This is a genomic window from Kineococcus deserti, from assembly GCF_050871945.1.
Lineage (GTDB): Bacteria > Actinomycetota > Actinomycetes > Actinomycetales > Kineococcaceae > Kineococcus.
The window spans coordinates 21336-33886 of record NZ_JBJLSI010000009.1; the positions used below are offsets into that span (position 1 = coordinate 21336).

The window sequence follows — 12551 nt, forward strand, 5'->3', positions numbered from 1 at the left end:
GAGTCCTCGATCGCCGGGGTTGAGGGGCGGTCAGACGGCGACGGGGGTGCTGGACACGAGCGGGTGGAAGCACTCCGCGACGTGCTCGCTGCCGTGCTGGTCGCGCACCAGCGGCGGCGCGGCCACCGAGCACTCCTGCGTCGCCTTCCAGCAGCGCGTGCGGAACCGGCACCCCGACGGCGGGTCCAGCGGCGAGGGGATCTCCCCCGACAGCACGATCCGTTCCCGCCGGTGCTCGGGGTCCAGCGTGGGCGCCGCGGACAGCAGGGCCGCGGCGTAGGGGTGCTGGTGGCGGTCGTAGACGTCGTCGGTCGCGCCGGACTCCACGATCCGGCCCAGGTACATGACCACGACGCGGTCGGCGACGTGCCGCACGACCGACAGGTCGTGGGAGATGAACACGTAGCTCACGCCGAGTTCGCCCTGCAGGTCGGCCAGCAGGTTCAGCACCTGCGCCTGCACCGACAGGTCCAGCGCCGACACCGGTTCGTCGCAGACGATGACGTCCGGTTTCAGCGCCAGTGCACGGGCGATCCCGAGCCGCTGCCGCTGGCCGCCGGAGAACTCCGAGGGGAACTTGCCGGCGTCGCTGGGCCGCAGGCCGACCAGGTGCAGCAGTTCGCGGACGCGGGCGGCCCGGTCGCGCGAGGTCCTGTACATCCCGCGGTGGGTGCGCCAGGGTTCGGCGACGATGTCGCCCGCGCTCATCCGCGCGTTGAGCGAGGCGAACGGGTCCTGGAACACCATCTGCACCCGGCGGCGGAACTCGAGGAGCTCCTTGCCGCGCAGCGTCCACGGGTCGACACCGTCGAACCGCACGGTTCCGGCGTCGGGGCGTTCGAGCATCAGCAGGGTGCGGGCCAGCGTCGACTTCCCGCAGCCGGACTCCCCCACCAGGCCCAGGGTCTCCCCGCGGCCCAGGTCGAGGTCGATCCCGTCCAGGGCCCGCAGCCCCTGCGTCCTCCCGTGCGAGGTGACCGGGAACGTCTTGGTCAGACCCCGCACCTTCAGCAGCGCCTCGTTCACGCGATCGCCCCCTCGAACCCGAGTTCCTCCGCGAAGTGGCAGGCGACCCGGCGCTCCCCCGAGGACCGCACCGCGGGCCGTTCGGCCCGGCACCTCTCCCGCACCAGCGGGCACCGGTCCTGGTAGACGCACGAGGCGGGGATCTTGTGCAGTTCCGGCGGCGACCCCCCGATCGAGGCGAGTTCGGTCCCCTTCGGCGTCCCGGCCGGCACCGAGTCCAGCAGCCCCCGCGTGTACGGGTGGTGCGGGTGGGCGAAGACCTCGGCGACGGGACCGGCCTCCACGACCGTCCCGGCGTACATGACGACGACGTCGTCGGCCTCCTCCGCGACCAGCGCGAGGTCGTGGGTGATGAGGACGACGGCCATGTTCCGCTCGGTCCGCAGTTCCCGCAGCAACTGCATGATCTGCGCCTGGACCGTCACGTCGAGCGCCGTCGTGGGTTCGTCGGCCAGCAGCACGGCGGGGTTCAGCGCCACGGCCATGGCGATGAGCAACCGCTGCCGCATCCCGCCGGAGAACTGGTGCGGGTAGGCGTCGACCCGCGTCTCCGGGCTCGGGATCCCCACCCGCGCCATCAGCCGGACGGCCTCGGCGCGGGCGGCCTTCCTCGACATCCCCTGGTGGATGCGGAACGGTTCGGCCAGCTGGGTCCCCACGGTGTAGACGGGGTTCAGGGCGGTCAGCGCGTCCTGGAACACGATGGCCAGCCCCGGGCCGGCCAGCCTGCGCCGCACCGAACGTCCCGCGGTGACGAGGTCGGTGTCCCCCAGCCGCACGGCACCGCCGGCGACGGAGGCCACCGGTTCCAGCAGGCCCACCAGCGCCTGCGCGGTCAGCGACTTCCCGCAGCCGGACTCCCCGAGCAGGGCCAGGGTGCGGCCCGAGCGGGCGCCGAAGCTCACGCCGTCCACGGCGCGCACGGTTCCGGCGGGGGTGCGGATGTCGACGCTCAGGCCGTCGACGTCCAGGGCGGGTGCTCCGGTCAGGACGGTCACAGTTCCTCCGAACGCTTCGCGGCGAGCCTGTCGGCCCGCCGCAGCCGACGACGCTGGGACCGGGGCAGCGTCAGCCGCCACCGCTGCGCCGGGTCGGTCGCCAGCCGCGCCCACGCGGCCAGGACCGTCGCGGACACCGTGGTGACGACGATGCACAACCCCGGGAAGAACGACAGCCACCAGGCCGTCGCGAGGTAGGTGCGGCCCTGGGCCACCATGAGCCCCCAGCTGACGTCCGGCGGCTGGATGCCGATGCCCAGGAAGCTCAGCGAGGACTCGCTGAGCATGACGAAGCAGAACTCCAGCGTCGCCACGGTCAGCAGCGTGGGCAGCACGACGGGGAACACGTGCCGGCGGATGATGGACCGCGCCGGGGTGCCGAAGGTGCGGGCCGCGTCGACGAACAGCCGGGTGGACAGCTCGGCCGACTCGGCCCGGGCGGTGCGCAGGTAGATCGGGATCCGGGTGACCGCCAGCACCGCGACGATGTTCGCCGCGCTGGGGTTGAAGACGAACAGCACGACGACGGCCATCAGCAGCGAGGGGAAGCTCATGATGACGTCGGCGACGCGCATCGCCACGGTCTCGCGCCGGCCGCGGTGGAAACCGGCCCACATGCCGATGAGGGTGCCGACCACGAGGGCGATGAGCACGGCGGGCACGGCGACCGAGAACGTCGTCCGCGCCGCCAGGACCAGCCGCACGAGCACGCTGCGGCCCAGCGGGTCGGTGCCCAGCAGGCCGGCGACGCCGTGGTCCAGCGAGGGCGCCCGGCGGGCCTCGCGCAGGTCCAGGTCGTCGGCGGTGTCGGACAGCAGCACCGGCCCGAACAGCGCGACGAGCGTGATGAGGGCGAGGACGACCGCCGCGCCGAACGCGACCCGGTCGCGCAGCAGCATGCGCCACAACGACACCTTCGAGGTCGGCTTCTCGACCGCGACGGCAGGCGCTGCCCCGGTTTCTTCGACAGTTGCCACGTCACACCGCGACCTTCTCGCGCACGCGCGCGTCCAGCAGCGCGTACCCGACGTCGATGAGGATGTTGAGGACGAAGATCGTCACGGCCGTCAGCAGGACGGCCGCCTGCAGGACGGCGAAGTCGCGGCCGAGGATCGAGTCGATCATGAGCTTGCCGATGCCGGGCCAGCCGAAGATCGTCTCGACCACGACGGCGCCGTTGACCAGGCCGACCGTGAGGTCGCCGGCCACCGTCAGCGCCGGGGCGGCGGCGTTGCGCAGCGCGTGGTGGGTGACCACGCGCAGGTCGTCGGCGCCCTTGCTGCGCGCCAGCCGCACGTAGGGCGCCGACAACGCCGAGACCATCGCCCCGCGGACCACCTGGGTCAGCACCCCGACGGGCCGGATGACCAGGGTCAGGATCGGCAGCACCCAGCTCGCCGCCCCCGCGTCGACCCCGGAGGTCGGCAACCAGCCCAGGACGACCGCGAACACCAGGACGCCGGTGATGGCGAACCAGAAGTCCGGGACGCTGGCCGCGGTCATCGACAGGAACGAGGAGATCCGGTCGGCGATCGAGTTCGGCCGGAACGCGGCCCAGGAACCGATGACGACGGCCGCCAGGACCGCGATGAGCATGGTCGTCGCGGCCAGTTGCAGCGTGGCGGGGAAGGCCCGCAGCGCCATGGCCGCGGCGTCCTCACCGGTGCGCAGCGAGGTGCCGAAGTCCAGCTGCACCACCCCGGCGAGGTAGTCCAGCAGCTGCCGCCACCACGGGTCGTCGAAACCGTTGGCCGCGGCGAACTCGGCGCGTTGCTCGGCGGTCGCCGACTCGGGCAGGTACAGCGAGGTCGGGTCGCCCGTCAGCCGGGCCAGCAGGAACACCCCGAGCAGCACGACGAACAGCGGGACCAGGCTCGTCAGCGCCCGGCGGGCGGCGAAGCGCACCATTCAGCTCACCTCCGGCGTGGGTTCCATGGCAGCGAGGTGCATCTCGTCCCCCGTCGCGGAGTTCGGTTCGTAGTCGACACGGTCGGACCGGGCGATCGCCCCGGTCATGTGGGCGATGTAGGCGTACTGGCCGACGGTGTCGGGTTCGTCGGCGAACACCTGCGCGAGGGCGTCCTGCCGCTCCTGCCCGGACAGCGCCTCGGCCGCCCGGATCCGCTCGTCGAACGCGGGGTCGCCGCCGGAGCTCTGCTGGCCCTCGCTCAGCAGGTACTGGTCCATGCTGAACGCCGCGTCGCCGGCCTGGTTGCCGTGCTGGATGACCAGCAGGTACGGACCGGGGTCGTTCGGGAACGGCCGCTGCTGGAACTCCACCGACTGCACGGTGTCGACCATCCGGATCGAGACGTCCAGCCCGAGGTCGGCCAGTTGCTGCTGGACGACCTGCACGGCCTCGTCGATCATCGGGAACTGCCCGGTGCGGCCGATGAGCCGGATCGGGACGTCGAGGTCGACACCGTCGGCGCGGGCCTCGTCGAGCAGCTGCTGCGCCTGCGCGGGGTCGTAGGGCACCGGCTCCAGGTCGGGGTTGAACCCCACGATGCCCTCGGGGACGAGTTGCGCGGCGGGTTCGGCCCCGTTGCCGAAGAGGATCTGCGCCAGGCTCGTCCGGTCGACGGCCAGGTTGATCGCGCGCCGGACGCGCGGGTCGTCCAGCGGCGGTTCGCCGACCTGCATGCGGATGGCGGTCGTCTCGTTGTTGCGGTAGTCGACCTCGGTGGCGCCGGCACCGTCCTCGGGGCCGATCGAGGTGGCGATCTCCGCCTCTCCCCCGACGACCATGGCGGCCCGCACGCTGCCCTCGGTGCGCCACTCGTACTCGGCCGCGGCGTACGCGGGCGCCTGGCCCCAGTAGGTGTCGTTGCGGGTCAGCAGCAGCCGCTGGCCGGCGTCCCAGCGCTCGACCCGGAAGGGGCCGGTGCCGACGGGTTCGCGGACCTTGGCGTCGGTGCTGGTGGAGGTGGGGACCACCTCGATGAAGGACACCCGCAGCGGCAGGATCGGGTCCGGCTCCGGCGTGGTGACGACGAGGGTCTGCGGGTCGACCACCTCGGTGCCGAGGTCGACGTCGCCGAAGACGTACCCCTCGACGTCGCAGCTGACGTCGGAGTCGAGCGTGCGCTGGATGGAGAAGGCCGCGGCCTGCGCGTCGAACGGGGTGCCGTCGCTGAACGTCACGCCCGGCCGCAGGTGGAAGGTCCAGGTCGTCGGCGAGCTCTGCTCCCACGCCGTGGCCAGCAGCGGCAGCAGGTCACCCGTCGCCGGATCGCGTTCGACGAGGGGTTCGGTGATGTTGGAGCGGACGACGACGCCCGTGGAGGTGAGCGAGGCGTCGCACGGCTCGAGGGTCGGGGGTTCCTGCGGCAGCACGATCCGGACCGTGTCCGGCGAGGCCGGCGAACCGCTGCCGGAGTTGGCCACCGAGCAGGCGCCGAGCAGCAGCACGGCGGAACCTGCGGCCAGCGGCCGGACGAGGTGGTGCGTCATTGCGGTTCCTCCACCGGACGGCAGTGTCTACGGGTGTGGATGGAGTCTGGCGACCGAGACGGAATCTAGGCTGCTCACGACCCGACGTCAAGCAGTGCAGTCGCCGTACACATCCGTGGACAATGTTCCCATCCGTGGCGATGGCTGGTACGGTCGGCACCACCGCGCGAGGCACGGGCGCCTCCCGGAACCGACACCCGGAGAATCATGAGCCAGAGCAGCTACGCACCTGACGACCTCCGCCGGGCCCTGGGCTCGGGGCTGCTGTCGTTCCCGGTCACGCACACCCGCCCCGACCTCTCCTTCGACGAAGCCGGCTACCGCGAGCACGTCAGCCACCTGTCCGGCTTCGGGGCCTCGGGCCTGTTCGCCGCCGGCGGCACCGGGGAGTTCCCCGCGCTGACCCGCGAGGAGGTCGTCGCGATCGTCGCCGCCACCGTCCAGGCCAACGCCGGGGCCAGCCCCGTCGTCGGGCCGGTCGGGTACGGCACGTCGACCGCGGTCGCGATGACGAAGGAGGTCGAGGCCGCCGGCGCCGACGGCATCTTCGTCCTGCCGCCCTACCTCAACGAACTGACCCAGGACGGGCTCTACGAGCACGTCGCCGCGGTCTGCCGCAGCACCTCCCTCGGGGTCGTCGTCTACCACCGGGCCAACGCGAGGTTCACCGCCCGCACCGTCGCCCGGCTCGTGGAGGAGTTCCCGAACTTCGTCGGGTTCAAGGACGGCATCTGCGACATCGACCTGATGGCGACCCTGTACGCCACCCACGGCGACCGGCTCGTCTACGTCGGCGGCCTGCCCACCGCGGAGACCTACGCGCTGCCCTACCTGGAACTGGGTGCGACGACGTACTCCTCGGCGATCTTCAACTTCGCCCCGCAGTGGGCCACCGACTTCTACGCACGGGTCCGCGACCGCGACCGCGAGGGGGTCTACGAACGGCTGCGCGAGTTCGTCATCCCCTACCTCGACATCCGCAACCGCGCCAACGGCTACCCCGTCTCGATCGTCAAGGCGGGCATGACCGCGGTGGGTCGCCCGGCCGGTCCGGTGCGGCCACCGCTGACCGACCTGACCGCCAGTGAACTGGCCGAACTCACCGACCTCGTCAAGAAGGTGATCTGATGACGCTCACGGGACAGATGTTCCTGGCCGGCGACCGCGTCCTCGGCTCCGGCGGCGAAGTGCACGCCACCGACCCGCGCACCGGCGCCACCCTGGAACCGGCCTACCGCTACGGCACCGCCGCCGACGTCGACCGCGCCGCGACCGCTGCCGGGCAGGCCTTCCGCACGTTCCGCCGCACCGATCCGAAGGTCCGGGCCGAGTTCCTCGACGCGATCGCGGACAAGCTCACGGCGCTGACCGAGCAGGTCGTCGAGCGCGTGCAGGCCGAGACGGGCATCGCCGAGGCCCGCGTGCGCGGGGAACTGGCCCGCACGACCAACCAGCTGCGGCTGTTCGCCGGTGTGGTCCGCGACGGCTCCCACACCGGCGTCCGGATCGAACCCGCACTGCCGGAGCGCACTCCCCTGCCCCGTCCGGACCTGCGCCAGCGCAAGGTGCCGATCGGCCCGGTCGCGGTGTTCGGGGCCAGCAACTTCCCGCTCGCGTTCTCCGTCGCCGGCGGCGACACCGCGTCGGCGCTGGCCGCGGGCTGTCCCGTCGTCGTCAAGGCGCACTCCTCGCACCCGGGCACCTCCGAGCTGGTCGCCGGCGCGATCGCCGAAGCCGTCGCCGAGCACGGCCTGCCGGCCGGCGTGTTCTCGATGCTGTACGGCGAGGGCCGCGAGGTCGGCACGGCGCTGGTCGCGCACCCCGCGATCGCCGCGGTCGGGTTCACCGGTTCCCGCTCCGGGGGCACGGCGCTGGTCGCCGTCGCCAACGCCCGGCCCCGCCCCATCCCCGTCTACGCGGAGATGTCCAGCATCAACCCCGTCGTCCTGCTCCCCGGCGCGCTCGCCGAACGCGGCTCGGCGATCGGCGCGGCCTTCGTCGGGTCCCTCACGATGGGCGTGGGGCAGCTGTGCACGAACCCCGGCCTCGTGTTCGCCGTCGAGTCCGCCGGTCTGCAGGACTTCCTCGAGGGCGCCGGCGCGGCGGTGCGCGAGTCGGCCGCGGCCCCCATGCTGTCGGCGACGATCTGCTCGGCCTACGACCGCGGCGTCCAGGCACTGCGCGAGAACCCGGCCGTGGAGGAGGTCGCCACCGGCCTGGACGACGAGTCGATCTCCGCCCGCGGCGTGACGCACCTGTTCACCACGACGGGTGAGGCCTTCCTGGCCGACGAGAGCTTGTCCGCGGAGGTCTTCGGTGCGTCCTCGCTGGTGGTGCGGGTGCCCGACGCCGCGCTGCTGCCCGAACTCCTGGAGCGGCTCGAGGGGCAGCTCACCGCGACGGTCCACCTCGCCGAGCAGGACGTGCCCGCCGCCGAGGAACTGCTGCCCGTGCTGGAGGAGAAGGTCGGCCGGATCGTCGTCAACGGCTGGCCCACGGGCGTCGACGTCGGAGCCGCGATCGTCCACGGCGGGCCGTTCCCCGCGACCAGCGACGGCCGGTCCACCTCGGTCGGCACGCTGGCCATCGACCGGTTCCTGCGGCCGGTCGCCTACCAGGACGTGCCGGCCGCGCTGCTGCCCGCGGAGGTCCGCGGTGAGTGATGCGCCCGTCGTCGTCGGCGTCCGGGTCGTCCCGGTCGCCGGCCACGACGACATGCTGCTGAACCTGTCCGGGGCGCACGCCCCGTACTTCACGCGCAACGTCGTCGTGCTCACCGACTCCGACGGCCGCACCGGCGTCGGCGAGGTTCCCGGTGGCGAGGCGATCCGCACCACCCTCGTCGAGGCCGGCGAGCTCCTCGTCGGGCAGCCCGTCGGGCGGTACCGCACGCTGCTGCAGCAGGTGCAGCAGACGTTCGCCGGGCGCGACGCCGGCGGCCGCGGGCTGCAGACGTTCGACCTGCGCACCACCGTGCACGTCGTGACCGCCCTGGAGGCGGCGCTGCTGGACCTGTTCGGCAAGTTCCTCGGGGTTCCCGTCGCCGACCTGCTGGGCGAGGGCCGGCAGCGCGACCGGGTGCAGGCGCTGGGCTACCTGTTCTTCGTGGGCGACCGGACCAGGACCGACCTGGCCTACCGCGCCGAACCCGACGCGGCCGACGACTGGTCGCGGTTGCGGCACGAACCGGCGATGGACGCCGCGTCGGTCGTGCGGCTGGCCGAGGCGGCGCAGGCGAAGTACGGGTTCGCCGACTTCAAGCTCAAGGGCGGGGTGCTGCCCGGCGAGGAGGAGGTCGAGGTCGTCACCGCGCTCGCGCAGCGCTTCCCGGACGCCCGCATCACCCTGGACCCCAACGGCGGCTGGCTCCTGGCCGACGCCGTCCGGTACGGCAGGGACCTGCGGGAGGTCCTGGCCTACGCCGAGGACCCGTGCGGCGCCGAGGGCGGGTACTCCGGCCGCGAGGTCATGGCCGAGTTCAAGCGCGCGACCGGGATGACCACGGCCACCAACATGATCGCCACCGACTGGCGGCAGCTCGGGCACGCCGTGCGCACCAACGCCGTCGACATCCCGCTGGCCGACCCGCACTTCTGGACGATGGCCGGTTCGGTGCGGGTGGCGCAGTTGTGCGCCGCGTGGGGACTGACCTGGGGTTCGCACTCGAACAACCACTTCGACATCTCCCTGGCGATGTTCACCCACGTCGCGGCGGCGGCTCCGGGCGACGTCACGGCGATCGACACGCACTGGATCTGGCAGGACGGACAGCGGCTGACCCGCGAGCCGCTGCAGATCCGCGAGGGGTTCCTCGACGTCCCCACCGCTCCCGGCCTGGGGGTGGACCTGGACGAGGAACGTCTCGCCGCGGCGCACGAGCTGTACCAGCGCGAGGGGCTCGGGGCACGGGACGACGCGATCGCCATGCAGTACCTGGTTCCCGGGTGGACGTTCGACCCGAAGCGACCGGCTCTGGACCGCTCGTGAGCGTCCTGGTCGTCGGCGCGCTGAAACCCTCGCTGGTCCAGACGCTGCGCTCCCGGTACGGGGCGCGGGACGTCCCCGCCGACGACGTGGACGTCGTGGTGACCTCGGGACGGTTCGGCGTCGACGCCGAGCTCATGGGGCGGTTGCCGAACCTGCGGGCGGTGCTGAACTTCGGTGTCGGGTACGACACGACCGACGTCGCCGAGGCGACGCGGCGGGGAGTCGTCGTGACGAACACGCCCGACGTGCTGACCGACTGCGTGGCGGACACCGCCGTCGCGCTGGTGCTCGCCGTGCTGCGGGGTTTCAGCGCCGCGGACCGCTGGGTGCGCGCGGGCCGGTGGCCGGAGGGCGGGAACTTCCCGCTGACCCGCCGGGTCAGCGGGTCCCGGGTCGGGATCCTCGGCCTGGGCCGGATCGGCCGGGCGGTCGCGCACCGGCTCGAGGCGTTCGGCTGCCCGATCTCCTACCACAACCGCCGGGAACTGCCCGACGTCGCGTACGGGTACGCCCCCGACGCGGTGTCGCTGGCCGCCGCGTCGGACGTGCTGGTCGTCGCGGCCGCCGGCGGGTCCGGATCGGCCGGCCTGGTCTCCGAGCAGGTGCTCGAGGCCCTGGGTCCGCGGGGGTACCTGGTGAACGTCGCCCGCGGCAGCGTCGTCGACGAGGACGCGCTCGTGAAGGCCCTGCAGGACGGCCGGATCGCCGGCGCCGGGCTCGACGTGTTCGCGCACGAGCCGCACGTCCCGGCCGCCCTGCTCGATCGCGACGACGTGGTCCTGCTGCCGCACCTGGGCAGCGGGACGGTGGAGACGAGGAACGACATGGAGCGACTGGTGCTGGACAACCTCGAGGCGTTCCTGCGCGAGGGACGTGTGCTGACCCCTGTCCCGGAGTGCACGTGAGCGGCGAGCGGCGCGACGCCGTGACGGAGCGGAGGGGTGTGGTGGCATGAGCGTCGTCGTGGGCTGGATCTCCTCCGACGCCGGGCGGACCGCGTTGCAGCACGCGGTGCAGGAGGCCGGACGTCGTTCCACCGACCTCGTCGTGCTCGGCACGCGCCCCGGCTCGGCCGAGGAGGCGGAACTGCGCGCCGACGTCGAGCTCCTGCGCGCCTCGAGCGGGGTGGAGGTGTCGATCCGGCACCTGACCGGCGACCGCGACGCGGCCGAGGAGCTCATCGACGTGTCCTTCGAGGAGGAGACCGAGGTCATCGTCCTCGGGATCCGCCGCCGCTCCCCCGTCGGCAAGCTGCTGCTGGGCAGCACGTCTCAGCGGGTGCTGCTCGAGGCGCAGTGCCCAGTGACGGCGGTGAAACCCCCGCTCCCCGCCTGACACCCCGCCCCGCCCCGCCCGCGATCACGGTCCGGCGCTGCCCGGCACCGCGGCCGTCGTGCCCCCGCGACCGCACACCGGTACGTTGCCGACGTGAACGCGCTGACGTGGGACCCCGCCCAGTACGCCCGTTTCTCCGCGCCGCGGGCCCGCCCGTTCCACGACCTGCTGGCCCGCGTCGAGGCCTCCGACCCCGACCTCGTCGTCGACGTGGGGTGCGGCCCGGGGAACCTCACGCTGGAACTGGCCCGGCGCTGGCCGGGGGCGCGGGTGCGGGGTTTCGACTCCTCCCCCGAGATGATCGCCAAGGCGCCGGTGGACCACGGCGTGGAGTTCGCGGTCGCCGCGGCCCAGGACTTCGACGCGACCGGGGTGGACGTCGTCGTCAGCAACGCCGTCCTGCAGTGGATCCCGGAGCACCGGGACCTGCTGCGCCGCTGGGCCTCGCAGCTGGCCCCCGGCGCGTGGCTGGCGTTCCAGGTGCCGTCGAACTTCGACGCCCCCTCGCACCGGCTGATGCGCGAACTGGCCGACTCCCCGCCGTGGCGGCACCGGCTGGCCGGGGTGCTGCGCGGCAGCGAATCGGTGGCCACCCCCCAGGAGTACCTCGACCTGCTGGCCGGGGCCGGGTTGCTGGCCGACGTGTGGCAGACCGAGTACCAGCAGGTCCTGGCCGGTGAGGACCCGGTGCTGGAGTGGGTCCGCGGGACGGGGCTGCGCCCGGTGCTGCAGGCCCTGGACGCCGCCTCCGCCGCGGAGTTCGAACGCGAGTACGCCGCGCTGCTGCGCGAGGCCTACCCGGCGCGCGACTACGGCACGCCGTTCCCGTTCCTGCGCACGTTCGCCGTCTCGACCGTGCCGGGCTGATCGGCCTCCAGCAGTTCCAGCAGGTGCGGGGCGGGTGAGGCCGCCGTGGAACTCACCACCGAGACCACCCACTGCGGGGTGTCGGCCGGCATCGGGACGACCGCCAGTCGCGCCGCCTCGGGTTTGGCGGCGACGTGCCGGGGCACGATGGCGATCCCGAGACCCCGCCCGACGAGGTCGAGCAGGGCGTGCACGTCCCCGACGCTGAAGCGGACCCGCCGGTGCACGCCGTGCCCGGCGCAGGCGGCGTCGGTGATCGGCCGCACGCCCCAGGAGGGGACGAAGTCGATGAACGGCGAGGTCGTCAGGTCCGGCCAGGCCACGACCGACCGGCCCGCCAGCGCGTGCTCCGGCGGGGCCAGCAGGACGAGTGGTTCGCGGCCGAGCTCGGTCGCCGGCAACGCCCCCAGGTGCTCGGTCGTGGCGACGAAGGCGAGGTCGAGCTCCCCCTCGCGCACCCGGCCCACCAGGTCGTGCGAGCCGGCCTGCTCGAAGTGGACCTCCACCTGGGGGAAGCGCCGGTGGAAACGTTCCAGCAGCGTGGAGACGTCCACGACGCCGAGGCACTGCTCGGCCCCCACCCGCAGCGTTCCGGACAGCCGCCGGGTGGCCTGGACGACGGCGTCCCGGGCGGCCGTGGCCTGGGCGAGCATGGTGCGGGCGAAGGGCAGCAGCGCCAGGCCCGCGTCGGTGGGCTGCACGAGGCGGGGGCTGCGGTCGAACAACGCCGTGCCCAGTTCGTCCTCCAGCGTGCGGATGGCGGCCGACAGCCCGGACTGCGAGACGCCGCTGAGCGCCGCCGCGCGGGTGAACTGCCGTTCGTCGGCCAGGGCGACGACGTACTGCATCTGACGCAGGTCCATCCAGAAACTGTACTTCTGCCCG

At 73.0% G+C, this 12551-nt stretch carries 12 protein-coding genes; 6 read left to right on the forward strand and 6 right to left on the reverse strand.

The window, feature by feature from the left end:
* Positions 1-30: 30 nt before the first annotated feature.
* Genes ACRYR2_RS09440 through ACRYR2_RS09460 form a run of 5 tightly spaced genes read right to left on the reverse strand, consistent with a single transcriptional unit; the run spans position 31 to position 5477 of the window.
* A complete protein-coding gene (locus ACRYR2_RS09440) occupies positions 31-1026 on the reverse strand; it encodes an ABC transporter ATP-binding protein (protein WP_432562602.1) in 996 nt (331 codons plus the stop codon).
* Positions 1023-2024 (reverse strand): ABC transporter ATP-binding protein, encoded by a 1002-nt coding sequence (locus ACRYR2_RS09445; RefSeq protein ID WP_432562603.1) that lies wholly within the window; start codon positions 2022-2024, stop codon positions 1023-1025. The genes ACRYR2_RS09440 and ACRYR2_RS09445 overlap by 4 nt, the downstream gene beginning before the upstream one ends.
* A complete protein-coding gene (locus tag ACRYR2_RS09450) occupies positions 2021-3001 on the reverse strand; it encodes an ABC transporter permease (protein ID WP_432562604.1) in 981 nt (326 codons plus the stop codon). The genes ACRYR2_RS09445 and ACRYR2_RS09450 overlap by 4 nt, the downstream gene beginning before the upstream one ends.
* A 1-nt stretch (position 3002) precedes the next feature.
* Positions 3003-3932, reverse strand: coding sequence for an ABC transporter permease (locus ACRYR2_RS09455; RefSeq protein ID WP_432562605.1), 930 nt, complete (start codon positions 3930-3932; stop codon positions 3003-3005).
* On the reverse strand, positions 3933-5477 hold the full coding sequence (locus ACRYR2_RS09460) for an ABC transporter substrate-binding protein (RefSeq protein WP_432562606.1): 1545 nt from the start codon (positions 5475-5477) through the stop codon (positions 3933-3935). It lies immediately after the preceding gene.
* Positions 5478-5684: 207 nt separating this feature from the next.
* Between ACRYR2_RS09460 and kdgD the strand changes: the two genes are divergently transcribed.
* The 6 genes from kdgD (at position 5685) to ACRYR2_RS09490 (ending at position 11666) form a co-directional block, all read left to right on the forward strand.
* A complete protein-coding gene (gene kdgD, locus ACRYR2_RS09465; RefSeq protein ID WP_432562607.1) occupies positions 5685-6605 on the forward strand; it encodes a 5-dehydro-4-deoxyglucarate dehydratase in 921 nt (306 codons plus the stop codon).
* On the forward strand, positions 6605-8140 hold the full coding sequence (locus ACRYR2_RS09470; RefSeq protein WP_432562608.1) for an aldehyde dehydrogenase (NADP(+)): 1536 nt from the start codon (positions 6605-6607) through the stop codon (positions 8138-8140). The genes kdgD and ACRYR2_RS09470 overlap by 1 nt, the downstream gene beginning before the upstream one ends.
* A gap of 52 nt (positions 8141-8192) precedes the next feature.
* On the forward strand, positions 8193-9464 hold the full coding sequence (locus ACRYR2_RS09475) for an enolase C-terminal domain-like protein (protein ID WP_432562735.1): 1272 nt from the start codon (positions 8193-8195) through the stop codon (positions 9462-9464).
* Positions 9461-10369 (forward strand): 2-hydroxyacid dehydrogenase, encoded by a 909-nt coding sequence (locus ACRYR2_RS09480; protein ID WP_432562609.1) that lies wholly within the window; start codon positions 9461-9463, stop codon positions 10367-10369. Before ACRYR2_RS09475 ends, ACRYR2_RS09480 begins: the two co-directional genes overlap by 4 nt.
* A 46-nt stretch (positions 10370-10415) precedes the next feature.
* Positions 10416-10799: a universal stress protein gene (locus ACRYR2_RS09485; protein ID WP_432562610.1), complete on the forward strand. Its 384-nt coding sequence runs from the start codon at positions 10416-10418 to the stop codon at positions 10797-10799.
* Between the two features lie 93 nt (positions 10800-10892).
* Positions 10893-11666: a trans-aconitate 2-methyltransferase gene (locus tag ACRYR2_RS09490; protein WP_432562611.1), complete on the forward strand. Its 774-nt coding sequence runs from the start codon at positions 10893-10895 to the stop codon at positions 11664-11666.
* Here ACRYR2_RS09490 and ACRYR2_RS09495 read toward each other — a convergent pair.
* On the reverse strand, positions 11609-12529 hold the full coding sequence (locus tag ACRYR2_RS09495; RefSeq protein WP_432562612.1) for a LysR family transcriptional regulator: 921 nt from the start codon (positions 12527-12529) through the stop codon (positions 11609-11611). The genes ACRYR2_RS09490 and ACRYR2_RS09495 overlap by 58 nt on opposite strands.
* Positions 12530-12551 lie beyond the last annotated feature (22 nt).